The organism is Caballeronia sp. GAWG1-1, assembly GCF_023631465.1.
GTDB lineage: Bacteria > Pseudomonadota > Gammaproteobacteria > Burkholderiales > Burkholderiaceae > Caballeronia.
Genome location: NZ_JALQDB010000028.1, coordinates 347,221 through 371,198 on the forward strand (window position 1 = coordinate 347,221; position 23,978 = coordinate 371,198).

The window sequence follows — 23,978 nt, forward strand, 5'->3', positions numbered from 1 at the left end:
GTTATTGACGCTTCTATAATCGGTCGGGCCGGCCGCGCCCCTCAAAACGAATGGCAACAGGGCGCGGCTTTCTTCGAAGTTCGAACCTTATCGAGGAGCACGCCCCCCATGAACATTGCCGCCCGGTCACGTTCAAAATCCGCTTCACGCTTCCCCTCACGTTCTTCTTCACGCGCGTTAAGCAAGACTGTCCGCAAGGGCCTGTTTGCGTTAGGACTCGCAAGCCTCACGGCCGCAACGGGATGCGCCTTCGCCCAACAATCCGACGATCACGACAGCGATGACCGCTACGGCGGCGGTGGCGGCGGTGGCCGTCAGGTCAAGGTGATGATCGTCAGCATGTTCGGTCCGGAAGGCCAAGTGTGGCTCGACAAGCTCGGGCCATGGCAGGCCATCAAGGTGCCGGGACTCTCGCCGGACTATCCCGAAGTCCATTGCAACCGCGACGATGTCTGTGTGATGACAACCGGCATGGGACACACGAACGCGGCCGCATCGATGATGGCGCTCGCGTTCTCGGAGCGCTTCGATTTGCGCCGCACGTACTTTCTGGTCGCGGGCATTGCCGGGATCGATCCGGCGCGCGGCACGCTCGGTTCGACCGCGTGGGCGAAATATCTGGTCGATTTCGGCATCCAATGGGAGCTCGACGCGCGCGAGAAACCCGCCGACTGGCCGAGTGGTTTTCTCGGTATCAACACGAAGGGGCCCACCGAAAAGCCGCCGCTCGATTACCGCACCGAAGTGTTTGCCCTCAATGCATCGCTGACGGATGCCGCCTATGCCATCTCGCGCAACGTCACGCTCTCCGACAGCGACGACGCCAAGGTCGCGCGCGCCAAGTTCAACTACGCGCCGGCCAACCGTCCGCCGCACGTGATCCAGTGCGACACGCTCGCGGGCGATACCTGGTGGTCGGGTAAATACATCGGCGAAAGGGCACGCTACTGGACGCGTCTGCTGACCGATGGCAAAGGCATCTACTGCACGACGCAGCAGGAAGACAACGCGACATACGAGGCGCTCAAGCGCGCGGCCAGCATCAAGCGGGTCGATCTGTCACGCATTGCGGTTTTGCGCGCCGGTTCGGACTTCGACCGGCCGTACGAAGGACAAACCGCTTCCGACAACCTGTTGAACTATTCCGCGCAAGGCGGTTTCGTACCCGCAATTCAGAACTTGTATCTGACCGGTAACCCATTCGTGCAAGAAGTCGTTACACATTGGGGCGCTTGGCGTAAAGGCGTGCCGCAACACTAGTCGCGAGTGCTGCTCAAACGGCGTTGCAAACCTGTAACTGCATAAAAGTAAATATTGCCACTGATGCCGCGGATCGGTAAAAACCGGATTCGCGGCATTTTTACTGATCTTTACCGCTTTCTCATCGTCTCAAAAATACTCGTGACCAGTGTCAACCGAACCGCCGGAAGCCCCGTTCTTGCGGGCATCGGCGATTAATCCTACAAAAAATCAGCCGTCCGTATTAAGCGCTCAATCCAAAAGAATGACAAAAACGGCGCGGTCAATATTGCCGCTTTTTCAGGCGCGAAAAAGTTACCGATGCAAAGTGTTGTTTGCAACAAAATATTATTGAGATGCTCTTGCGTTCGCTTCAGAGTCTTCTTAGAATCCGTTTCACAGTGTCTGTTACAAGATGTAACGCACTGAAACAAAATCAGATGGACGTAGCCGGGCAGAGTTGAGTTCGGTGAGGCAAAAAAATATATCGGCACAAAGCCGGCGGGAAATCGGGGATTTACTGGAAGTTGCAACCATGAACGGTCGCGAAACGTTGGAATCGATCCGGGAAATCAACTTGTCGTACATCATGCTCGCGCAGCGTTTGTTGCGCGAGGACCGCGCCATCGGCATGTTCCGGCTCGGTCTTTCGGCGGAACTCGCCGATCTGTTGTCGGGCCTCACGCTCGCTCAGGTCGTCAAGCTCGCCCAGTCGGACAACCTGCTGTGCGCATTTCGCTTCAACGATCACTCGATGCTGTCGGCTTTGACGCAGCCCGCCAAGAACGCGGAAATTGCGCCGACGCACGCGGCAATCCTGCTGGCTGGCCAGCCGGCTGAACAGTTCGCTTAAGTAAAGACGGAGCGAGCCATGCTGAAGAAGAGCCTCACTGAAGATGCCCAGGAAGTGTTCCGCGCCATCGCGCTGATCGAGCTCGGTGCACGCATGCAAGTGCTCGAGAGCGAGCTGACGCTCTCGCGGGATCGCATGATTCGTTTGTATCGCGAAGTGAAGGGCGCGTCGCCACCCAAGGGCATGCTGCCGTTCTCGGCCGACTGGTATATGACGTGGCTCGCGAACATCCACGCATCGCTGTTCTACAACACCTACACGTTCCTCAAGAACGAGGCCGGCTGCTCGCATCTCGACGCGCTGACCAAGGGGTATCGCCTGTATCTCGAGCACTGCAACCATAGCGGCGCCGAAGCGGTACTCGATCTCACCCGGGCCTGGACCCTTGTGCGCTTCTTCGACGCGGGCATGCTGCAGATGACCAAATGCTGCCGCTGCACCGGGAAGTTCGTCGCACACAAGCATGATTTGCAGAATAACGTGGTGTGCGGGGCCTGCCAGCCGCCGTCACGCGCGGGGAAGACCAAGAAAGCGGCGGCCGCTAAACAGGCCATTCAAGAAGCCGCGCTGGAGGCTGTGTCTGTCAAGAACGAAGTGCCAGCCGAGCTTGAAGAACTGGTACTCGACAACGTAGCGGCTTTGCAGCCGCAACGGGCTGGCCTGGTCGCACAGGCCGCTTAGGCGGTAGCGGCGCTGAACTGATCCTCCGGGGGCCGTCCGGAAGGACGGTGGACAATCAGCATGCCGCTACCGCTTTTTACTTTTCTGGTTCTCGTAGCTCATTTTCATCTCAATGCCGGCGCGCTGACTCCATGGTCATCGCGCCGTTCGTTTTTTTAGCTCGCCATTAAAATACTTCGATTGCATGCCTTGCCGCATGCGCTTTTCGAAGGGACGGGCTTTGTCATCCGCACAACAGGGATTTTTGCTGACGCGCCACTGGCGCGATACGCCGGCCGGCACGGAGGTCGAGTTCTGGCTCGCCACCGATGACGGCCCACGCAAAATCCGAATCGGCGCGCAGACGCCTGTTGCATTCATCCGCGCCGAAGATCGAGCGAAAGCGGAGCCGCTCGTCGCGAGCGTGCGCAATGCCGAACTGCGCGACTTGCAGCTCAAGGACTTTCGCCAAAAACCGGTATTCGGGCTGTACTGCGCACAGTATCGGCAACTGCTGGCGCTCGAAAAAACCCTTAAAAACGCGGGCATCGTTGTCTACGAGGCGGATATTCGGCCACCCGAGCGCTATCTCATGGAGCGCTTCATCACCGCGCCCGTGACCTTCGAAGGCGAAGCGCGCGACGGTTACATCTTCAGCGAACTCAAGCCTGCAACTTCGTATCGGCCAAACCTCAAGCTGGTTTCGCTCGATATTGAAACGAGCGTTCGCGGCGAACTCTATTCGATCGCGCTCGAAGGCTGCGGCGAGCGACAGGTCTATATGCTCGGCCCGGCGAATGGCGCCGATGCATCCGTCGACTTCGACCTCGACTACTGCGCAAGCCGCGCCGACATGCTGTGCCGCTTCAACGAGTGGATGGAGCGGCACGATCCGGATGCGATCATCGGCTGGAACGTCGTGCAGTTCGATCTGCGTGTGCTGCAGAAACACGCGGACGATTACGGCGTGCCGTTACGTCTCGGCCGCGATGGCAGCACGGTGGAATGGCGCGAACACGGTATCAAGCGCAATCATTTCTTCGTTTCGATTGTGGGGCGGCTCGTGATCGACGGCATCGAGTCCTTGCGTTCGGCGACGTGGAATTTTCCGTCGTTCAGTCTCGAATATGTCGCGCAGTCGCTGCTCGGCGAAGGCAAGGCGATCGACACTCCCTATGCACGCATGGACGAAATCGAGCGGCGCTTTCAGGAAGACAAGCCGGCGCTCGCGCGTTACAACCTCGTCGATTGCGAACTCGTGACCAAGGTCTTCGACAAGACCGAACTGCTGCCGTTTCTGCTCGAACGCGCAACCGTTACGGGTTTGGCCGCGGATCGCAGTGGTGGATCGGTGGCGGCGTTCACGCATCTATACATGCCGCGCATGCATCGGCTGGGCTTTGTCGCACCCAATATCGGCGATGTCCCCGAGGAAGCGAGTCCCGGCGGATTCGTCATGGACTCGCGGCCCGGTCTTTACGATTCCGTTCTTGTGCTCGACTACAAGAGCCTGTATCCGTCGATCATCCGCACGTTTCTGATCGATCCGGTCGGGCTCGCGGAAGGCATGCACGAGACCGATGAAGCCGCTACCGTGCCCGGTTTTCGCGGTGCGCGTTTCGCGCGCGAGAAGCATTGTCTGCCCGCTATCGTCGAGCAAGTGTGGGAAGGTCGCGAGGCGGCGAAGCGTCAACGTAACAAGCCGCTTTCGCAAGCGCTGAAGATCATCATGAATTCGTTCTACGGCGTGCTGGGTTCGAGCGGTTGCCGCTTCTTCGATCCGCGCCTTGCGTCATCCATCACCATGCGCGGACACGAAATCATGCACCGTACACGCGAACTGATCGAAGCGCGCGGCTATGGCGTGATTTACGGCGACACCGATTCCACCTTCGTGTGGCTGCGCCGTGCACGCGACGAAGCAGATGCTGCGCGTATCGGCCGCGCGCTCGTCGAGCATGTCAACGAATACTGGCAAGGTCATTTGCGCGAGACCTTCGGACTCGAAAGCGCGCTGGAGCTTCAGTACGAAACGCATTACCGGCGCTTTTTGATGCCGACCATTCGCGGCGCGGAAGAAGGCAGCAAGAAGCGTTACGCTGGTCTCACGACGCGCGCGGACGGCAGCGAGGAGATCGTGTTCAAAGGTCTCGAAACGGTGCGCACGGACTGGACGCCGCTCGCGCAACGTTTCCAGCAAGAGCTTTACATGCGTATCTTCAAGGGCGAATCTTATGCGGACTATGTGCGCGATTACGTCGAACGCACGCGACGCGGCGAGCAGGACGAACTGCTCGTCTATCGCAAGCGCCTGCGCCGCAGCCTCGACGATTATCAGCGTAACGTTCCGCCGCATGTACGCGCCGCGCGCAGTGCCGACGAACACAACACGCGCCTCGGACGTCCGCTTCAATATCAGAACGGCGGCTGGATCAGCTATGTGATGACGCTCGCCGGTCCCGAGCCGGTGGAAGCGCGCCATGCGGCCATCGACTATGAACACTACGTGACGAAGCAGCTACAGCCGATTGCCGACGGCATCCTGCCCTTCTTGCGCGAAGACTTCGATACGCTGATGTCGGGGCAAGGCGCGCTGTTTTAGCCGGTTCATGCGGGCGCGTTCCTTGCTGCCGCATCTCCCCGAAGTCCGGCAAGAGAACGACGGACCGCGCCGCGTTTAACCGCGCTCAAGGCGCCTTCCTCCCTCAACTTCCGGGATGGTTGCATATGTCGACTGCATCAAGCGAAATCAGCCGCTCGCAATTGCGTAACCGCATTGCTGGCGATCTCTGGCAGGCAATCTGGAAATTTCGCGTACAGACGCTCGTCGCGGTGACGTTGATGATCGCGTCGCGCCTCGCTGTGGTGTCCGTGCCGCTGATGCTGAAGCACGTCATCGACGAGTTCAGCCGGCCCACGGCGAACCTCGTGTTTCCGGTGTTCGTGATCCTCACTTACGTGCTGATGCGTTATCTCGGCGACGTGCTGAACGAAGCACGCGACGTGGTGTTCAGCATCGTCACGCAACGCACGGTGGCGTCATTCACGGAGCGTACGTTCGCGCATCTGCATAACATGGGTGCGCGTTTTCATGCGCAACGCGAAACCGGTGGCGTGGTGCGCGACGTGCAGAAGGGCGCGGACGGTATCGGCTTTTTGCTGGGCGTGGCGATCTTCACCATCGTGCCGACACTGATCGAAATCGGCACCGTCGTAGCGATCATGGTAAGCCAGTATGCATCGACTTTTTTGCTGGCGATTGGCGTGACCTTCGTGTGCTATGCGGTCTATACGTTCATCTTCACGCGCTATCGCATGCGCTTTCAGCGCGCGGTCAATCGGCTCGAAGCAAAGTCCGACAGCCGTCTCGTCGATAGCCTGCTCAACTACGAAACGGTCAAGCTCTTCGCAAGCGAAGAGGTCGAACGCGGCCGGCTTTCGAGCGTGCTCGAACAATGGGTGCATGCACGCACCGCGAATCAACGCGCGTTGACCATTCTGCATGTCGGGCAAAGCACGATCATCGCGGTGGGCATTGCGGCGGTCATGCTGCTTGCCGCGCAACACGTGGTTTCGGGAACGATGAGCGTCGGCGATCTCGTGCTGGTGAACGCGTACATCGTGCAGGTGTGCTCGCCGCTGAACACGCTCGGTTTCGTGTTTCGCGAGACCAACGATGCAATCGTGAACGTCGAACGCATGTTCGAGATTCTGCTTGCGCGCGGACGGCGTGGCGAGGATATCGACGAACAGGACGCGAAACCGCTCGTGGTGAGCGCGGGCGAGATCGAGTTCCAGCACGTGGATTTCGGCTACGATCCGGCGCGGCAGATCCTGCGCGATATCGACTTTCGCGCGCACCCGGGCAAGAAACTCGCGGTGGTGGGCGGCAGCGGGTCGGGTAAGTCCACGTTGATGAAACTGCTCTTCAGGCTTTATCAACCGACGGCCGGTGTCATCACCATCGACGGACAGAATCTCGGCGAGATCACGCAGAAGAGTCTGCGTGAAGCCATTGGTATCGTGCCGCAGGATACGGTGCTTTTCAACGATACGATCGCCTACAACATCGCGTATGGCCGCCCTTCGGCGACGCGTGCCGATGTCGTGCGTGCGGCACGCGCGGCGCAACTCGACGGCTTCATCGAACGCTTGCCCGATCACTACGAGACGCGTGTCGGCGAACGCGGTGTACGGCTGTCGGGCGGCGAGCGGCAGCGTATTGCAATTGCGCGCGCCATCCTGAAGGACCCGCGCATCATCGTATTCGATGAAGCCACGTCCGCGCTCGATACCCGTTCGGAACGCGCGATTCAAAGCGAACTCGACCGGCTCGCGCAAGGGCGCACCTCGATTGTGATCGCGCATCGGCTCTCGACCGTGGTCAATGCAGACTGGATTCTCGTGATGGAGCACGGGCGCATCGTGGAGCAGGGGCAGCATGCTGAATTGATCGAACGCGCGGGCGTCTATGCACGCATGTGGTCGCTGCAATCGCAGCAAGGCGAACTCGCGCACGCGCAACGCAAGGTATCGTCGCAACCGGTGGGACTCGGCTCGTTGATCGCGGGCGTGGTGGATGGACTGCACGAAGAGATCGTCGAGCACGGCGTGCATCTCTTCACGGTGATGACAGAGCCGGATCTTCGCGTGACGGGCGATCCCGGCGTGCTGCAGTTCGTGATCGCCGATCTGTGCCGCACGGAAGTTCGCGCGGCAACGCGCGGCGCGCGTGTCGAACTGCGAGTGGAGCGCGAAGACAATCAGGTGCGCTTGTGCGTGCTCGGCCCGGGCAATAAGCCCGCGCCGCTGACCGAGGAACAGGCGGCGCGGCTCGAAGAGGCGCTTACCAGCACGGGCGGCAGTTTCACGGTGAATTACGTCGATGGCCATCTCGCGTATGTCGCCGTCATGCCGTTGCGGCCTGTCGTCGAGGCCGACGATGCATCGACATTGGCCGAGCCGAAAGCGACCGTTGCCGACGCGCTCAACGGCCTTTCGATCATGGTGCTCGACGATCAGGAAGATGCGCGCGAAGCGCTCGAAGCGGTTCTGGAAACGGCTGGTGCGCAGGTGCGGTTGGCCGCGTCGGGAACGGAAGCGCTCGACTGGCTTGAGGTGACGCCTGCCGAGGCGTGGCCGAATGCGTTTCTATGCGACATCGTGCTTGGCGAGGAAGACGGCTATCAAGTGCTGCGTCAAGTGCGCGAACTCGAAGCGTCGCGGCGGGTGTCGCTGGATCGGCGCATGCCGGCAATCGCATTGACGGGACATACGCAGACGGATGACCGCTTGCGCGCGCAGCTTGCGGGCTTCCAGTTGCACATGACGAAGCCCGTGCCTGCGGAAAAGCTTATTGAAGCGATTCTGCAAGTCGCCGCGCGGCTGGAGCGCGCGGGGCGTTGAGCGCGTTGGCGCGCGTCAGGCACGCTTCGATCGCGTCGTGAGCCCGAGCGCTCTGACATAGCTCGCAGTGCCTGGGCGATGAGACGCGATGCACGAGGTCGTCGGCCATGCTGGCCGCGCCGATCGGTTCATGGATCGTCGTCGTCCTTCAAGCTGGCCAGCGCTGCTCTTTCACGGGCGCGTGCGTCGTCGTGCCTCTTTATGTCACGCTGCAAGGCGGACATGGCGGAACGGACGTTCGCCTCGGCGCGCAGCAACAAGGCTTGCGCCTGCAACACCGACGCGTTCAGCGCCGCTGCCTGAAGCCGATGCGCGTGTAAAGCGCCTCGCCATGTCGCAGCACCGCCATGCTCGTGCGAGCACAAGGCGAGTAGGCGCGGCAGTTGTGCGGCATGGTTGCCCAGCAGTTCCGTGCGACGGGCTACTTCGTCTCGTGCCTCGCGTGCGGCCTGTCGCGCCTGCGCGAGCGTTGCCTCGCCGCGCCGCACCCGCAGCCCGCGTACGCGCGCAAGCACCGCCCAGCGACGCAGATCTCCGGCGCGGCCCGTCACGTGGATGTATCGGCGCCTTCGCCGAGCGCCTGCAATGCCGCGATTGTCTTATCGAAAGCGACGTGGCTGTCATGACGCTGCCGAAGGAAGGCCGTAATGGCCGGATGACGGTCGATGGCCCGGTCGCTCGCGGCATCGCTGCCGCGCCGGTATTCGCCTATCTGGAGCAGCAGCTCGACGTCCCGATACCGCGCGAGCCACTCACGCACGCGCTGGGCGCATGCGCGATGCGACTCCCCGGCGACCCGCGTCATGAGCCGGCTCTTGCTCTGCAAGATATCGATGGCGGGATAGTGTCCCGCGGCGCCTAAACGCGACGAGAGCTGGATATGACCGTCGAGCAGCGAGCGCGCTTCTTCCACGATGGGATCGGCGAGATCTTCGTCCTCGGCAAGCACGGTAAAAAACGCAGTGACGCTACCGCGACCGAGCAGGCCGCCCATTTCGACGATTCTCGGCAGTTCCGCGAACACGCGTGGCGGATAGCCCCGCCGCACGGGCGGTTCGCCCACGGCGAGGCCGACTTCGCGCAGGGCGCGCGCGTAGCGCGTCAGCGAGTCGAAGAGCAGCAGGACGTGGCGACCTTGAGAACGCAGCGCTGCCGCGATCTCGCAGGCGAGACGCGACGCGCGGATGCGTTCAGCCGCTGGACGATCCGATGTCGACGCGACGACGACAATCCGCTCGCGTTCATGCAGATGATCATGCACGAACTCATTGACCTCACGCCCACGCTCCCCGACGAGCGCGATCACGATGGCATCGGCTTGTGCGCCATTCGCGATCATGCCGAGCAGCGTGCTCTTTCCGCCGCCCGCGGTCGCGAAAATGCCGACACGCTGTCCAACCCCGCAGGTGAGCAATCCGTCTATCGCCCTGACACCGGTAACGAAGGGTTGCGCGATCAACGGGCGGTCGAGCGGATTGATCGCGGTCGTTGCGTCGAAGCGCGCGCTCGCATGGGCAAGCGGCGCGGGCGGACCGCCATCGAGTGGCTTGCCGAGGCCATCGAGAATGCGCCCTTGCAAGCGCGTTGCATCTAGCCGATTCCAGTTGAGCCCGCATCCCTCCACGCGCGTGATGTCGGAGAGCCCCGCGAGTCCGGATAGCGGCATGACGAGCGCGCCGTCCGGAGCAAAACCGACTACTTCGCCTGTTTGCTCCTCGAGTGTGTCGGGCCGCACGAGTCGCACACGTTCGCCGATTCGCAGCGACGCGCCGACCACGCGGACGATCACGCCACGCGCCTCCACCACGCGGCCGTGAAGCGTCGGTCCGGCCATCAAGCTGCCGACCGGCTTTGCGTCTTCATCAGTCGTCTTGCGCATTATGGCCTCGTGAAGGTAACCGAAGCGTTGATGCGGTAGACGTCGCGTGGAATCTCGTCTATGGCGAGCACATCCATGCGGATGCCGATCGCTCCCAGCACCTGCGATAAATGCGGCCGCAGAATCGCCGATGTGAGCAGCAGCCTCACGGGCGTGGCCGCACCGCTCAAAACGCGGCGCAACGTATCCAACTGCATGAAATCGAGCGGGCAATATGGCTCGCCGTCCGAGCCGTGGCGAATGCTGGCTTCGAGCTCGTTCTCCCACTCGGCTTCGAGCACGCCGCCGCGAATCTCCCAGGTATCGAGGTTCGCATGGGTACGCGCGATTTGATGGCCGAGTTCGATACGGCTTTCGCGCACCATGCGTTCGAGCGTTTGTTCGTTTGCGGACACGCGCAGAATGGCTTCGAGGATGCCACGCAGATTGCGGATCGACACGCGTTGCTGCAGCAACTGCCGCAGCACGGCCGCGAGCCGGGCTGTCGTGATCCGTTGTTCGATCTGCGCGACGAGTTCGCGAAATTCCGGGCTCAGACGATTGAGCAGAAAGCGCACCTCTTGCGTGCCGATCAGGCGCGGTGCGCACCGCTCGAATATCTCGATGAGATGTTGAGCAAGGACGTCGTCGGGCGTGGCGGTATTCAGAACGGAGGCATCGAGCGACGCGGCGGCGCCGGCCGCGATCCACACTGACTTCTCGAATCCCGGTCGATACCCCGACGGGCCTTCGGCCGGCACGTCCGCCGGGCGTCCGCTCGCCAGGACGTGCTGGGGCATGAGCGTGCCGCTAGCGAACGGTACATCGTCGACATCGATGATGTAGCGCTCGGCGGCGAGCCGCTCGTCGATCACGACGGCAAGGCCGGGAAAGGGCAGGCCGAAGCGCGTGTTCAGATGATGGCGCAGCGTGCCGAGCACGCGGTTGAACGCATCGCGCGGCACGGCTTTGAAGGCATCGTTGCCAAGTCGAAGGCGCAGCACGGTGCTCGTTCCAACCTCGGCCTCGTCGAGCAAATGAGGCATGTACCGGCTGCCGTCGCGCGCAAGCGCGGGCATGGGAGCGCGTGCCTCGTCGCGCGCCCGTTGCGCCGCGCGCATGAGCACGAAGCCAAGTCCTCCGAGCAGCGCGGCCAGCAGCGCAAACTGCGCATGCGGAAAGCCGGGAATGAGCGCCAGTGCCGCGCAGCACGCGCCCGCCATGACGAGTGCGTGAGGCCGAAGCGTCAACTGCTCGTAAAGGTCCGTGCCGAGATTGGTGGCGCCGCTCGCGGGCGATACTCTCGTGACGAGCAGGCCGGCCGCGATCGACACGACGAGCGATGGTATCTGCGAAACGAGGCCATCCCCGATAGTCAGGATCGTATAGACCTGCAAGGCGTCGCCGAACGGCATGCCGCGCTGCCCGATGCCAACCGCGAGCCCGCCCACGATATTCACGAGCGCGATCACGAAACTTGCAATGGTGTCGCCCTTGACGAACTTCATGGCGCCGTCGAGCGATCCGTAGAAATAGGTTTCGCGTTCGAGTCCGGCACGCAGCAGCGCTGCCTGCTCGGCGGTGATGAGCCCGCTTCGCGAATCGGCGTCGATACTCATCTGCCGTCCTGGAATGCCATCCAGCGTGAAGCGCGCCGCGACTTCCGCGATGCGGTCCGCACCCTTCGCGACCACGATGAACTGAATCGCACAGAGCACCAGGAAGACGACGATGCCGACTGCGACATTGCCGCCCGCGACCAGCTCGCCGAAGGCCTGGATGATGCGCCCGGCGTGCGCCTGGAGCAGGATCATCTTGGTGGATGCGATGGCCAGCGCGAGACGCAGCAGCGTGGTCATGAGCAGAAGCGCGGGAAAGCCCGGAAGATCCGCCGCGCGCGACACGTAGATCGTGGAGAACAGCATGACGAAACCCGCGCAAAAGCTCATGCCGATGAACAGATCGAGCAGGAACGGCGGGATGGGCAGAATCAGCAACGCCAGCACGCTGATGAAACCCGCGGCTGCGGCGATGTGTGCGTGGCGCGCGATCTGTCGGGGCAAGCTGGCGAAGAGGGGAACGGATGGGCGGTTCATGATTCCGGATTCGGGTTTAACGGTTCAGATCGCGATGAAGCGCGCGTCGCCGGCCTTTGACGTAGGGGTCGCCGTGTTCGTCGCGGTATTCGCGTTTGAGTTCTTCCTTGTCCATGCGCAAACGGCGCTTCCTCAGCACGTGCTGCATGACATAGTCGGCTACCGCGGGCGCGGCCTGCGAGAGCGCAACCAGCGCGAGCAGACGGGAATGGCTGAGAGACGCGAGCGCAAGCTGGGATAGCGGATCGAGCGAATACGCCGGCTCGATCTGCACGAGCCATTCTGCCGTCACACGCCAGGCCACGAAGATGAGCACGGCGAACTGGAACAGCATCAGTACGGTCTCGAACGCGACCTTCAGGCCGAACAGATTCTTCAGCCCTTCCACCGGGTTCAGACGCTTGAGATCGGGCGCGATCCGCCTGAACGACACGAGTCCACGCGTTTGAACGAGTTCAGGTATGACGTTGGCAAGCATGCCGGCACTGAGCATGATCAGCGCTCCCTTGCCCGGTTCGAGCAGCGCATTCAATACGGCCTTGAACTGCCACGCGAACGAACGGCTGGCGTCCAGTCCCGACACGGCGTCGATCATGTGGACGAAACCGGAGAACGTGTGTGGCGCTTCGAACGCCAGCAGCAGCCACCACAGCGCGGCGCTCATCGCGGTGCTCAAATGGGCGCTCTTCGCAATGTCGCCGTCGGTTCGGGCGCGCAGCAGCCGGCGAGGCGTGGGCTTTTCGGTTTTGTCGCTCATATCGACCGGTGCCTCCTATTCGAGATTCAGCGAGACGGCGAAGATGCGCGCGAGTCGATCGAGGATCGCTGGAACGCACGCCATCAGCGCGAAGGAGAGCACCATTGCCTTGAACGTACGCGCAGTGGAAAACGGATTGAGACGCTTTGCATGCCGCGACGCGAGTCCGAGCGAAACGTCGGTGAGCAGCATCAAGGCGAGTAACGGGGCCGAAAGCTGCAAGCCCTGCGCTAAAGACTGCGGCAAACGCGTTTCCGAGAACATGGAGAGGAGGCGCGCGAATCCACCGGGATACGGTCCGCCCGGTGGCCAGATCGACCACGCGTCGGCGAAGACTCCGCACAGTGCGACAAGACCGTGGCCCGTAAAGAGCGTGAACGCCGCGAATTGAGTAAAAAGCGTTTGAAACGCGGCGGATTCCTGCTGAAAGTTCGGGTCATAGACCGCGCCCACGCTATAGCCGCCTTGTTGATCGAGGATGGCGCCCGCCGTGGAGGCCGCATGAAAGACGACGCCGAAACCGAGTCCTAGCAAAAGACCGATGCCAGCTTCCATGACGCTTGCCGCAAGCGGTTCGTGCGGCAATCCCGCTTGCGCGGGCAGCACCGCGAAGATCAGCACGAGCGGAGCACGCAGTGTCACACCGAGCGCTCCGTCGTTACCAAACGGAATCAGGGCGAGCGCCACGGCTGGACGAATCATGCAGAAGGCGAAGCCGCTCAATTGATCGAGGATGTTCATGGTCAATGCGTGCGGCCCGAGGCGATCATCGTGAAGATATGGCTCAAAAGACGCGCGACTTCCCGGTTCGCCCACGGCGCCGTCACGATCAGCACGAGTCCGACGCACACGATCTTTGCACCGTACGGCAGACTCTGATCTTGGATCTGCGTGACCGATTGCAACAGACCGAGCAAAAGACCGACCGCGGTCGCGACGGCGAGCATTGGCAACGAAAGCCAGAACACGAGCAACAGCGCGTCGGTTGCGAGCGAGGTAAGGGAAGGAAGCGAATTCACTTGGCGTAACCGAGAATGAGTGCATGCATGAGTCTGGGAATGCCGGAGGCGGCCACCAGCACGAAGAGCTTGAGTGGAATGGAGACGGTGCTCGGCGAGAGCATCATCATGCCCATGGCGGTCAGCACGTTCGCGACCACCAGATCGATGACGAGAAAGGCGATATAGAGCAGGAAGCCCGCTTCGAAGCCGCTCGAAATCTCGCTGATCAGAAACGCCGGAACGAGCAGCGTGAAGTCGCTTTCTTGCGCGTCGCGAGCGGGATCGGTGCGCTTTGCCGCGTCGAGCAGGAACGCACGTTCTGCCGGGCGCGAGTGCGCCAGCATGAATTCCCCGAGCGGTCCACGAACGGCGTCGATCATCTGCGGGAGGGGCGGCAATTGCCTGCTTTCGACGCGCTCGTCGAGGGAGAGCGCGTCGCCGATAGCGTGCAGGGTAGGCGCCATCACGACCAGTGTTGCCGCGAGCGCGAGACCGGATATCGCCAGATTGCCGGGCGCTTGCTGCACTCCGAGCGCGGAGCGCAACAGCGTAAGGACGATGCTGAACTTCGTGAACGAGGTGCACATGATGACGACGAGCGGCGCCACGCTCAGTAGAAAGAAGACGCCGACGAGTTGCAGTTGCCCGGTTTGCGCTCCGATCATGACGCGACATCCGGATGCGCGGATTGCAGCACGCTCGTGATCCGCACGGCTAGCACATCGTCTATGTTCACCAGTTCTCCCTTGGCGAAGGGCAATCCCTGGCACAACAGCGTGACCGAGCGCTCGCGCACCGAAAGCTGCAGCGACACCAGCGAACCCTGTCGCAAGCGGCTGAGTTCGTATAAGGACAGGCGCATCGAGCCGATCACGGCGTCGAACGGAAAAGTGAGGGCTTCGACCGGAATGAATTCGCTGGTCAGTTCGGATGGCTGATTGTCTTCGTTGAGAATGGGGCGATCTAGCACGATCTGATCTCCAAGAGTTTTCAAGAGAATGCGCTGCGTGCCGTTGCGAAGGGGCAAGCGCAGGTATTGAACCGATTTGTCGAGCACCAGCGCATCACCGGCGCGAATGCGCCGCAAACGCAAGAGCGTGAGCGTTGGCCCGGCGACGCAGACCGGAATGCTGACGACGATCTGGCGCGCAAGCGCTCTCGAATTGCACTGCGGATCAGGCTGGCGCCGCAGCCAGCGATCCACCGCCTCGCAGTGAAATGACAGGCTCGCCGTGCGTCCGCTTTGGACGTGCGTAAGCGCGAGGCCATAGGCGCCCGGCGCGGGCGACGCGTCATAGGAAACGCCGGTTACATCGAGCGCGAAGCCGAATGCGCCTTCCAGCGCGCAAAGCCAGTCCTCGCACGCGTCGGCAATCAGCTTGTGTGCGAGCTTCCCGGTCTTTTCTAGACTCTGGCGCGAAAGTTCGGGGATGAGCGCCCGCGCATCCAGATCGAGTACCAGCGGCTGACCGCAGGCCATGCCGTGCAGCCGCAGCGGATAGTGCGCGCGACATGGCTCGAACGCGAGCGTGTAGCGCCGATGGCCTACGCTCACTGGCATGTCGGCGCCGAAATGCAAGGCAGCGATGTTCTGCCGCTCCGCCTGTTCACGTGTGAGCCGTTCGAGGCCGGCGAACGGATTCATATCGCGGCGCCCCCGCTCGTGGCATTGCACGCGATCCAGCCGGCCGGCGCGGCATCGCGGGAGAGGACGTCGAGCGTGTCGCGCAGTCCTTGCTCGATGACATCGAATTGCCTGAGAAGACGGTCGTCCAGGCGCGTGTATTCGTCGAGCACGGTGGCGATCGCATCGCGGATGCCGCGTTCGAGTGCGGCGAGCTGCTGCCGCAAGCTGCCATCGATTACGCCGATATCGGTTTCGACCACGCACGAACGCGGCGGCAGATCGGCGTCGCCAAGAACGGTGATGAGCGTCAGGCCCAGCTCGTCTTCCATCGCGCTGACTGCTTGCCTGGCTTCCTCGTAATCACATGCCGAGACGCGCACGGAGAGCGGCCGTTGCCCAGGCGCCGCTTGCAGACTGCGGCGAAGTTGATTCGGAAAGATCGCGCCGGCAGGCATGTCGCCGACGACGTCGCGTACGGCCTCGACGACGATCTTCACGAGGCGATCGTTCAAGCCACGAAGCGCAAAGGCGGCCGCGGCGGCCGGCATGGCGAGGTCATGCACCGCCGCTGCGCGGCCCGCGATGAAACCGCGTGCGAGCGCCTGCCGTCTGACACGCCGGGCGCGTTGCGCGAGGTCGGCTGCCTCTTGCCTCGCGCGTTGGGCATTCACGCGCTGCAGCGCGGGCAGGTCTTGCAGCAAGGCGAGATCGTTGGCGCAAATATAGCCGTCCGATTCGACCCGCCAGTCGGAAACTCGCCAGATCAGCATGGCCGCCTCTCTGTGTCGAGGAGTTGCAGTGCATCGCCGATCAATTCAAGCGCCGCTCGCGCTGACACGAAAGGCAGGCGCCATTGCGCCGCGGCCGTGGCGTACTCGCACGGTAGGCGCACTTTCATCCACAGCCGTTGTGCGTGGCCGCTCGTCGCCCGCAGTGCGAGCGCGATCCCGGCTATGCACAGGCTGCGCCGGTTGAAGAAGTCGACGGGGGAGTCGAGCCTCAGGTCGGGCTGCTCTCCGCGCCGATGGCACTGGAGCCGCGCGAGCGGCGGCAAGCCCACCGCGCCCGAGAACTGCGTGTGCGCGGCGGCGCTCACGAGAAGGCGCAGCGAGCGCGCGCACGCTAGCGCGGCGCACAGGCGCAAGAATCGTCCGCATGCCGGGCGCGCGAGCGGCGCGGCGAACCACGGCAATTGCTTGGCGCCGGCCTCGGCGAGCGTCGGAAAGCGCGCGAAAAGATGCAAGGCGGCTGCGGCGCGGGCGCGCTCGCTGCGTGCAGGCGTGGCTCGTCCGCACCAGCTGTGATGCGCCCAGCCTGCGACGTCGAGAATGGGTAGGGATTTCATGTGCGGTCTTCGCGAGAATGGGAGGAGTCGTTGGCGGCTGCGCCCGGCTTCGGCTTCGCCGGCACGGCCTGGCGGGTTCGCCGCCTGAAAAACGTCACACCGGGTATGCGTATCCGCGGCAATGCGCGAATGCCCGAATCCCACACCCAGACGGCCAGGATCAACAGCAGCGCCATGACGGTCAGAACGATGAGGACACGCTCGACCTTGCGCTGATCGGCAAGCGGTGGCGGACAGTGGCCCGTCTGCGCGCACAGATCGATTTGCGTGACGACCGGCATGACGGGAACGAGCGTCACGTAGACCTTGTCTTGCGTGAGCCCCTGCACCGCGCCGGCGACGAGCGCGCGGATTTTCTCGCGCATGGGCTCGAGATTCGCGTCGCTGCGATATCGCACCATGACAGACGCGCTCGGCAGCATCGGGGGGCCGAGTAGCGGATCTCGCTGCGGATCGACGATATGCACCCGCGCCACCAGCACGCCGTCGATCGTTTCGAGCGTGGCGGCCAATTCTTCGGTGAGACCATAGACGTAGCGCACGTGGTCTTCTTCGGGGCTCGAGATCAATCCCTGGCGGCTGAAGAGTTCACCTAGATTGGCATGACTGGCGTGGGGCAAGGCATACGCGCCGGTCAGCTCGGTCGCGGTGACGGCTTCGTCTTCATCGACGGATACGGTCCACGTCTTGTCGGCGTTGCGCTCCTTCGAGCTCTCGACACCGTGTTGACTGAGGACCGCGACGATGCGGTTGGCCTGATCCTCGTCCAGCCCCTCGTATAACGAGGTCTTGCATGCGCCGAGCAGGACGAGCGGCAGAAGAATGAGCGCGCGACGCATTACGTTCTCTGAGTGATGGATTGGATGGCGCTGCCTACGCTCTGGGCAAGATGCGACAGCGTAATCAGCGTGACCGAGTAATCGCTGACGGCGGCTTGCAGCGTGAGCATCTCGCCTGTCGTAAGCGGCCGTCGGCGGGTGGGATCGAGCAACGCGCCGAGGGGCGCGGCCGCTCCTTGCAAGGCGAACTGAGCTTGCTCGGCAAGGCGCGTGATCCCTTCGCCTCCCGTGCCGGCATCCAGTTGCGCCGGTGTGGCGGCGATCGCTGGCGGCGTCGCGTCGACCTGAAAAGATTGGATGGCAACTGCTTGCGAAAGCATCATCGTGAATATTCTTGGTTGGACAGTAAAATCCGGCGCGCGGGAGCCCCCGCATTGGAGGCCCCGCCGGTGTGTGCGTTGGCTTACTTCGTGTTCTGCGCGACGGATTTGTGTGTTTCCGCCAGGCTGCTCAAGATGGACGTCCCTTGTTGCAATGAAGACGTGTACTCGCCGACCTTTTTCTGCATGTCGAGCATGCTGGCGCTGCCCACGCCCCCGGCTCCGCCTTGCCCTCCTTGTCCGTTTTGGCCGCCTTGCGCGCTCTGCGCGCTAGCGTCTTGCTCCGATTGATTGATCGACTGGGCCTGCTGTTGCAGGTTTCGCTTGACGGCGTCCGCCACGCTTCCGAGCGACAGCGTGCCGTCGGGTGCGATCATGCTGCCGCCTTGGGCGCCGCCCATGCCATAACCGAACATGGCAGGGGTGTAACCGATATTTGCCGCTTGCATCGACATATTCTGCTTTCCTATATAAGTGATGGCGCGCTAAAAGGATCGTGCAGACTCCATGAACCTTCGTGCGGCGCGCCGACGCGCGAAGGGCAGCGCACCGGTAAGGGGCTGTCGGGTGCGGCTCCGGCGGCGTGAGCCGCTAGCAGGACTTGCCTAAACTCGTGCGTTGTGCAATCAGGACATAGATGCTTCCGTCATCGCGAATCACCGATGCGCCGCATGGGTCGATTCGCTCGATCCGTCCTATCGACAGATGCGCTCCCGCGAAATATCGGGCTCCTTGCTGGTCGGCGAGCCACGCGGCGTGCGGAGAATTCAGCAGATTCAATCCGAGCGCTTCAAGCGGAACACGCACGGGGCCGCTGTTGTTCTCGTGACCGTCGAAGCGCAACGCCTCTAATCCATCCACCTGTCCTTGCGCGAGCCGGTCGACCCGCGCGTAGTCCCATGACTCGGGTTGCAGATAGGCGTCCGCTGCGGGAAGTGTCGCGACGAACACGCCGGGCCGTTCGCCTGCACGCAAACGGACGCCGCGGTAGTACTTGTCGAGAAAATCGCTCAGTTGCTCCCGCATGCTGTCGATCACGGCGACGCGCACACGCACCGCGCCGCCGCGTGCGCGCGCGACGAGGGAAACGGCGCCAAGGTCGGCGGCGGTCTGTACGTAACCCTCGTAAACACGTGCGCCCGTTGTCTGATCCGCGCGCTGGCGAACGTTGCGAAAGGCGGGCTCGTCCAGAGGCGACGACCGTTTTTCTGAAGGTCTCGGAACAAGGGTATTCAGGCTGTACAGCAACGCGCATCCGAGCGGCACGACCGCTATCGCAAGCCATTGATAGCGAGGTATGCGCGCACACTTCCTTCGCAGCCACGTAAATGGCGCGTGAGCAAGGAGCCATGCAGATTCCGCGCTTTTCATGGCCTGCTCTGTCGGCGGGGCGCCGTTGCTGAACTGCAAGGCCGTCTCTCCCAGCCGGAATGTGGCACCGTGGCGCAACTGCGTTCGGGCGCCCACTTTGAGCGCTTTCCCGAATATCGCGATGTCGGCGTGAGCGGCACGCAGTTCGAGCCTGTTGCCGTGCAGTCGAACGCTCGCGTGATGTGGCGCGATGCCGGTATCCAAAAGGATCAGGTCGGCGTCGGCCGCGCTGCCGATTTGCAAGTCGCGGTCCGCCGTCAGGGCGATGCTCGCGCCCGCATGCAGCCCGGAGGCGACGAAGAGTCGTGCGTCGGTCATTGCTTGCTCCCTTGCGATGCATGCGCGGCATTGCGTGGAGCGGCAAGCTGACTGGCCGGCAGTGGTGGCAACGGAGGAAACGCCGCATCGGGCAAGGGCGGCCGCGGATAGTCCTTTCCGGTGATCGCCGAGAGAGCGGGCACATCGTCGACGGAGAGTTCGGCCGGCGCCGCGGCGTCCGCTTTCAGCCGCTTCAATCGCGGTGTGATGAGGACGAGCCGCTCGGTGCGATCGAAAGATGTCTGCTCATCGCCGAAAAGCGTCCCGATGATCGGAATGTCGCCCAGGATAGGGACTTTCGATCCGCTCGTTTGCGTATGCTCGTATTCGTAGCCGCCGATCAGCAGGCTCTCGCCATCGCCCACTATGGCCTGAGTGATGATCGAGTTACTGTTGACGCGCGGTATGCCGTCAACCGACGCGTCGCCGTCGAAGGAGCCATCCTCGATCTGCACGCTGAGAAGAATCCTGCTGTGCTCGCCGCCGCCTTGCTCGACAGTGGGCGTAACCTTGAGCGTGAGTCCCGTGTCGACATTGAATAGATTGGCATCCTGATTACCTGCCACGCGAACATAAATGGAATTGTGCGACGAAAGGACTGCCTCGGCGTTATTGAGCGTCAGCACGCGAGGACGAGACAGGATGCGCGCGCGACCGGTTTTCTCGAGCGCGTGGATCTGCTCGTAGAGGAAGTGCGCGGAATTGCCGATCAACGTCGTCAGCGTGAGTCCCGCATCCACGCCGAGGGCGACGGACGACGCTCCCGGCAGGGCAGGCGCTACGGAACCAAGCGTGTTTGACTGGCGGCTGGATGAAGCCCCAGCGCCCCAGCGGACGCCGAGTTCCCTGGCGGCATCGCTAGACACATCCATCACGAGAGCCGAGATTTCCACGAGATCCTGCGGCCGGTCGAGCATGGAGATGGCCTTCTCGTAGGCGGGCATCATCGCCGGTACGTCGTACACCACGACCGAGTTCGTGCGCGGGTCCGCGACGATGTTGCGCCTTGCCGGCGTCACGGCGGATTGGGGAAGTTCCGCCGGACTGTCATCCACCGAGGCATCTTGTGCGGTTTCCGTGAACCCGGGCACGCTCGGTAGAGGCGGAATCCCCTTGACCGTGCCGTGCAGGCTATCCGGGCGTCCGCGAGTGTTCGTCGCCGCCGGTCTCGCCACGCTCGTGTTTCCCATCAGCGTCCGGAGCAATGAAGCCACGCCCGCGATGGTCTGCTGACGATTCCCCGAGGTATAGGTGATGTCCTGTGCCTGGGTATAACGCAGCGGAAACACGCGTATCTGTGTCTGTTCGAGCGTCTGCTGCGGCGGCGGCAATTGCTCCTGGGCTTTGACGATCGCATTGGCCACGGCATCGACGTATCGGGACGGGCCGGTGACTTTCACGCTGTCGCCCGAGAAATGCAGGGGAAGATGCGGATCATCGAGATCGAGGTTGCGCAGCAGGGCGCTCACCGCGTCCCCCGACAGCGGCGCGAACCCGATCGTGCGGCTTTGCACGTCTTCGGTGGTAGTGATGTGGATCGTCTGGCCGTCGAAATACCAGACGAGCCCCCACGCTTCGACCAGCGTGCGAAACACCGAGGAAGGCGCTTGCTCGAACACGCCGTTCACGTTGCCGCGCACCGTGCGTGCAATCTCCAGACGCAGACCGCCCGCGCGCCCCACGTCGTTGAGCACATCCGCAAGCCTGGAATTGCGCGCGACGTAGCGCATCGGCGCGCCTTGCCATGCAGGCTGGGCCGCATTCGCGAGCGGGTTTTGCAACACAAGACATAAAAAAACGAGATGACGTGCGGCCTTGCCCGTCCGGTTGCCGCAAGTCATCGGCCGGTTTTGCGTCTTGCGCCAGTTCGTGGTCATTCAAAGTCCTATGCCGGAATATTAGGTTGCGTTATGACGAGACTTTAAATGCGCGACGAACGATTAAGGTCCTATAGATGTACTACATATTGGCTTCGGAAAAGAGGCAGTATTCCCATCGCAGGTGTGTGCTTTGCGTTTCTCAGGAAATTAAAAAGAGGTTGGGAATACATGAACTACGAAAAATATGAATATCGAGATAGAAGATCGAAGCCTTTGTTAAATGCCAAGTGCACATCATCTTGCAGCAGATCGTGGCATGTGCCCGGGTAAGCGCCGCCCATGGTTACAAACCGGTATTGCGATTTCAGTATGAAGCTTGTCACGCCGCGTCAGCGGTCTATTCGGATCAACGGTTTCGCGACCTGCATACGCCTTGAGGAGGTCTATTGGGCAATCATCGAACTGCTGGCGCGTCAGGAATGCGTGACGGTGGGAAGACTACTTTCGAGATGGGCGATGGAAATGGATCTCGGGTTCGACACGGTTAAGAATTTCACCGGCTATGTCCGAGTGGTTTGTGTTGTTCAACTCGTAAGGCAGGCAGGCACGCTTGATCCGGGAGTTAAGAAAGATCTGTCCAACGCTATTCAGGCAACGCTGTGTCCATGAATAAATCCGAGGCACATGGGAGGTGATATGTAATTCGAAGGAAACTCGATATCTAAATTGCATACCAAACGCGCGCTTTACGCGCAATTGGTTTTAACTCTATTTATGGGATTCGATGATGCTCGTGAACAATAATGGTTCTGCTTTGGCGATGACGCCAATTTTCGATGATGGAGTCGTCGCGGGCGCGGCGAATGACGCGGCTATTGGAGGCGCCGCGAATACCATCGACGCAGCGACTCCGCTAGGCGGAGGCTACGCTCTGATCCATATTCCGGATGGAGCGCAGGCGAACGATCTTGGTGCTCAAGGTATCGCGCCGTTCGGCATGGGTAACGCCGAGTCTGCAGCCGGGTCGTATCCGGACGCGGATAGCGGGCCTTCCGTCGTTGCCGATGCGGCCGACGCGGCCGCGCCATATTCCCCTTCGGCGGCCAACGGCACGATGCCTTTGGGACAGCAGGCAGACGGCGCAGACGCGGGCAGTGCGGCTGAGGCCGCTCAGGCGGCTCAGGCAGCGCAAGCGGCGGCGGCTCAGGCAACTCAGGCAGCCGAGGCGGTACAGGCAGCGCAGGCAAACTCCGCGGCTCAGGCAGCCCCGACAACCCAGGCCGCACCGACGACTCCGCAACCGGACACGCAAGGAGCACAAGCCGCGCTCGGTGGTTTGAGTTCGCTGCTCGGCGGCCTCGCGCAGCCATTGAGTAGCTTGCTTGGCGGCCTCATGAAGAACCTGGGCGCAGGCGGTGGTGCTGGTGCAGGCGGTGGCGCAGGCGGTGGTGCAGGTACAGGTGCAGGTACGGGCGGCGGTGGCGCAGGTGGCGGCGGCGCGACGCCTGCACTCGGTGGCAACACTCCATCCGCGCCTGCGCAGGCCGATAATGCATCCCTGGCAACGGCTGACACGGGTGGCGATGCCGCGGCTGGCGATGCGGCATCTGGCGACAGTTAAAGGTAAGGGCTGGTAACACTAATCGACGTAGGCGCACTGCATCGCGATGCAGTGCGCCTTAAGCACCACATTGCCACAGCCCTACCGTTGCGACTTTCGCCGACAGCTCGACTCGTACGCAAGGCTCCTGTTGTACGAAGATCGACGCGTTAATCGCATTTGCTTCATGCAAACGCGACCTTGATCTATTCGAGCGGCGCCAAACTCCATTTTGCCTCGATAGCCTATAGAGCTCAATCCTCTCACGGATAAATTCCGCCATCCTAACAATTAGAGCAAGAGACGCTTCGTGCTCGGCGCGTGTCCATCGCTTTCAATACCCAGTCATTTCCCACGGCGATGCCGGCGATTCATATTGGAGTCACCGTGCGCCAGCGCGGTCATGCCACGAATTCACCGCCGCGAAGTAGGGCACTGCAACGCGAGGCGGCATATCCTTGGTCAACGAAAAATGGAGGTCATCATGGATACGAACACACAACCCATCACCGGTAAGGAATCGCTTTGGGGCGACTATCAGCCTTCGCAGAGTCAGCTCAAGCTGGTCAACGCGAGTCCGACTTTCATCTCGGACATACATACAGCGAGTGATCGGATCGATAGCGGAGCCTATAAGCCCATTGCGATCAAAAGCGACTCAAGAGTGCAATTCGACCTGGTCGATAAGCGCGTCGTTCTCACGCCTGACTTTCTTAATTGGGAAGACACTGAGCAGATGGGAACCTTGTCTCACGAACTGGGCCATTTCCTCGACGATCCCGCCGAGAGGGCATTTGCGAAGGACTATGGAGTCAATCCGCGTGATCCGGACGCACACAATCAGGCGGCGACGCTCTTCATAAGAGCC

General features: G+C 62.0%; 22 protein-coding genes and 1 pseudogene. 8 read left to right on the forward strand and 15 right to left on the reverse strand.

What is annotated here, in order from left to right:
• Positions 1–108 precede the first annotated feature (108 nt).
• From NCT03_RS17920 to NCT03_RS17940, 5 genes are all read left to right on the forward strand, one after another.
• Positions 109–1,260, forward strand: a complete 1,152-nt coding sequence (locus NCT03_RS17920) for a purine-nucleoside phosphorylase (RefSeq protein ID WP_250493327.1) — start codon at positions 109–111, stop codon at positions 1,258–1,260.
• Between the two features lie 514 nt (positions 1,261–1,774).
• Positions 1,775–2,092, forward strand: a complete 318-nt coding sequence (gene flhD / locus NCT03_RS17925) for a flagellar transcriptional regulator FlhD (protein WP_244828265.1) — start codon at positions 1,775–1,777, stop codon at positions 2,090–2,092.
• Between the two features lie 18 nt (positions 2,093–2,110).
• Positions 2,111–2,773, forward strand: a complete 663-nt coding sequence (gene flhC, locus NCT03_RS17930) for a flagellar transcriptional regulator FlhC (RefSeq protein ID WP_244828264.1) — start codon at positions 2,111–2,113, stop codon at positions 2,771–2,773.
• A 196-nt stretch (positions 2,774–2,969) separates the two neighbouring features.
• Entirely contained in the window at positions 2,970–5,354 is a 2,385-nt protein-coding gene (locus NCT03_RS17935) for a DNA polymerase II (protein WP_502800382.1), read from the forward strand.
• A gap of 125 nt (positions 5,355–5,479) precedes the next feature.
• The gene (locus tag NCT03_RS17940; RefSeq protein WP_250493329.1) at positions 5,480–8,158 is read left to right on the forward strand and encodes an ATP-binding cassette domain-containing protein; all 2,679 of its coding nucleotides are present in this window, start codon (positions 5,480–5,482) and stop codon (positions 8,156–8,158) included.
• Between the two features lie 128 nt (positions 8,159–8,286).
• Here the strand turns inward: NCT03_RS17940 and NCT03_RS17945 are convergent, their stop codons facing one another.
• The 15 genes from NCT03_RS17945 to sctC all read right to left on the reverse strand — a co-directional run bounded on the left by NCT03_RS17945 (position 8,287) and on the right by sctC (position 21,567).
• On the reverse strand, positions 8,287–8,709 hold the full coding sequence (locus NCT03_RS17945) for a hypothetical protein (protein ID WP_250493330.1): 423 nt from the start codon (positions 8,707–8,709) through the stop codon (positions 8,287–8,289).
• Positions 8,706–10,037, reverse strand: coding sequence for a FliI/YscN family ATPase (locus NCT03_RS17950; RefSeq protein ID WP_250493331.1), 1,332 nt, complete (start codon positions 10,035–10,037; stop codon positions 8,706–8,708). The genes NCT03_RS17945 and NCT03_RS17950 overlap by 4 nt, the downstream gene beginning before the upstream one ends.
• Complete coding sequence (locus tag NCT03_RS17955; RefSeq protein WP_250493332.1) at positions 10,037–12,112, reverse strand: flagellar biosynthesis protein FlhA; 2,076 nt, start codon at positions 12,110–12,112, stop codon at positions 10,037–10,039. Before NCT03_RS17955 ends, NCT03_RS17950 begins: the two co-directional genes overlap by 1 nt.
• Before the next feature lie 16 nt (positions 12,113–12,128).
• Positions 12,129–12,869 carry an EscU/YscU/HrcU family type III secretion system export apparatus switch protein gene (locus NCT03_RS17960; RefSeq protein ID WP_250493333.1) on the reverse strand — a complete coding sequence of 247 codons (741 nt, stop codon included), beginning with the start codon at positions 12,867–12,869 and terminating at the stop codon, positions 12,129–12,131.
• A 15-nt stretch (positions 12,870–12,884) separates the two neighbouring features.
• Positions 12,885–13,610, reverse strand: coding sequence for an EscT/YscT/HrcT family type III secretion system export apparatus protein (locus NCT03_RS17965; RefSeq protein ID WP_250493334.1), 726 nt, complete (start codon positions 13,608–13,610; stop codon positions 12,885–12,887).
• A 2-nt stretch (positions 13,611–13,612) separates the two neighbouring features.
• Entirely contained in the window at positions 13,613–13,888 is a 276-nt protein-coding gene (gene sctS / locus NCT03_RS17970) for a type III secretion system export apparatus subunit SctS (RefSeq protein WP_244828251.1), read from the reverse strand.
• Positions 13,885–14,535, reverse strand: coding sequence for an EscR/YscR/HrcR family type III secretion system export apparatus protein (locus tag NCT03_RS17975; RefSeq protein ID WP_250493335.1), 651 nt, complete (start codon positions 14,533–14,535; stop codon positions 13,885–13,887). The genes sctS and NCT03_RS17975 overlap by 4 nt, the downstream gene beginning before the upstream one ends.
• Positions 14,532–15,515, reverse strand: a complete 984-nt coding sequence (locus tag NCT03_RS17980) for a FliM/FliN family flagellar motor switch protein (RefSeq protein WP_250493336.1) — start codon at positions 15,513–15,515, stop codon at positions 14,532–14,534. Before NCT03_RS17980 ends, NCT03_RS17975 begins: the two co-directional genes overlap by 4 nt.
• Positions 15,512–16,267, reverse strand: a complete 756-nt coding sequence (locus NCT03_RS17985) for a FliH/SctL family protein (protein ID WP_250493337.1) — start codon at positions 16,265–16,267, stop codon at positions 15,512–15,514. The genes NCT03_RS17980 and NCT03_RS17985 overlap by 4 nt, the downstream gene beginning before the upstream one ends.
• Complete coding sequence (locus tag NCT03_RS17990) at positions 16,261–16,842, reverse strand: hypothetical protein (RefSeq protein ID WP_250493339.1); 582 nt, start codon at positions 16,840–16,842, stop codon at positions 16,261–16,263. Before NCT03_RS17990 ends, NCT03_RS17985 begins: the two co-directional genes overlap by 7 nt.
• A complete protein-coding gene (gene sctJ, locus NCT03_RS17995; protein ID WP_250493340.1) occupies positions 16,839–17,681 on the reverse strand; it encodes a type III secretion system inner membrane ring lipoprotein SctJ in 843 nt (280 codons plus the stop codon). The genes NCT03_RS17990 and sctJ overlap by 4 nt, the downstream gene beginning before the upstream one ends.
• Positions 17,681–18,004 (reverse strand): hypothetical protein, encoded by a 324-nt coding sequence (locus tag NCT03_RS18000; protein ID WP_250466923.1) that lies wholly within the window; start codon positions 18,002–18,004, stop codon positions 17,681–17,683. The genes sctJ and NCT03_RS18000 overlap by 1 nt, the downstream gene beginning before the upstream one ends.
• A gap of 80 nt (positions 18,005–18,084) precedes the next feature.
• On the reverse strand, positions 18,085–18,456 hold the full coding sequence (locus NCT03_RS18005; protein ID WP_244828241.1) for a hypothetical protein: 372 nt from the start codon (positions 18,454–18,456) through the stop codon (positions 18,085–18,087).
• Positions 18,457–18,592: 136 nt separating this feature from the next.
• Positions 18,593–19,690, reverse strand: coding sequence for an FHA domain-containing protein (locus tag NCT03_RS18010; RefSeq protein WP_250493341.1), 1,098 nt, complete (start codon positions 19,688–19,690; stop codon positions 18,593–18,595).
• Positions 19,687–21,567 (reverse strand): type III secretion system outer membrane ring subunit SctC, encoded by a 1,881-nt coding sequence (gene sctC / locus NCT03_RS18015; RefSeq protein WP_250493342.1) that lies wholly within the window; start codon positions 21,565–21,567, stop codon positions 19,687–19,689. Before sctC ends, NCT03_RS18010 begins: the two co-directional genes overlap by 4 nt.
• Positions 21,568–21,879: 312 nt before the next feature.
• On the opposite strand from sctC, the gene NCT03_RS18020 reads away from it, so the two are divergent.
• The 3 genes and pseudogenes from NCT03_RS18020 to NCT03_RS18030 form a co-directional block, all read left to right on the forward strand.
• Positions 21,880–22,179 (forward strand): ribbon-helix-helix domain-containing protein, encoded by a 300-nt coding sequence (locus NCT03_RS18020; protein ID WP_250493343.1) that lies wholly within the window; start codon positions 21,880–21,882, stop codon positions 22,177–22,179.
• A 151-nt stretch (positions 22,180–22,330) separates the two neighbouring features.
• Positions 22,331–23,131: a hypothetical protein gene (locus NCT03_RS18025; protein WP_250493344.1), complete on the forward strand. Its 801-nt coding sequence runs from the start codon at positions 22,331–22,333 to the stop codon at positions 23,129–23,131.
• Between the two features lie 463 nt (positions 23,132–23,594).
• Positions 23,595–23,978 (forward strand): annotated as a pseudogene (locus NCT03_RS18030) (hypothetical protein); the annotation flags it as partial.